Below are 414 nucleotides of genomic sequence, written 5' to 3'. Positions count from 1 at the left end.
CCTTCGACCAGCGCCAGGGTTTCCTTGCGGCCGTGCGTCTCGACGATGCCGATCACCACGTCCACGCCGTCGGCCAGCCGGGCGCGGCCGGCCATCAGCATCTCGTAGGTCTTGCCGACGCCGGGCGCGGCGCCGAGGAAAATCCGCAGGCGGCCGCGCTCCTCCCGCTCCGCCTGCTCGAGCAGCGCGTCGGGAGAGGGTCTGGTCTCGTTGCTTCTGGCGTCCGGCATCTGATCCTGGGTCTGGCACCGATCCTAAACATGGGTGGCGCCGGGTAGGCTGTCGATCCCCGGCGCCACCATTCACGGATTCGTGGCGTCGTCCAGCGCGAGGTTGAGCGCCAGCACGTTGACCACCGGCTCGCCCAGCACGCCGAGCTCGCGGTCCTCGACGTGACTTTCGACAAGCGCCTTG

At 69.3% G+C, this 414-nt stretch carries 1 protein-coding gene and 1 pseudogene; both read right to left on the bottom strand.

Annotation, left to right across the window (positions count from 1 at the left end; translation table 11 throughout):
• A pseudogene (locus tag EOA29_RS40475) lies at positions 1 to 230 on the bottom strand (hypothetical protein); the annotation flags it as partial.
• A 72-nt stretch (positions 231 to 302) separates the two neighbouring features.
• Positions 303 to 414: potassium-transporting ATPase subunit C (locus tag EOA29_RS40470; protein WP_127222608.1), on the bottom strand; the 112-nt coding region annotated here is incomplete at its 5' end.

It is taken from the genome of Mesorhizobium sp. M1E.F.Ca.ET.063.01.1.1 (assembly GCF_003998155.1).
In the GTDB taxonomy this organism is placed as follows: Bacteria; Pseudomonadota; Alphaproteobacteria; order Rhizobiales; family Rhizobiaceae; genus Mesorhizobium.
Note: the sequence above shows the minus strand (reverse complement) of the source record. Positions and strands in the feature narration are given on the sequence as shown.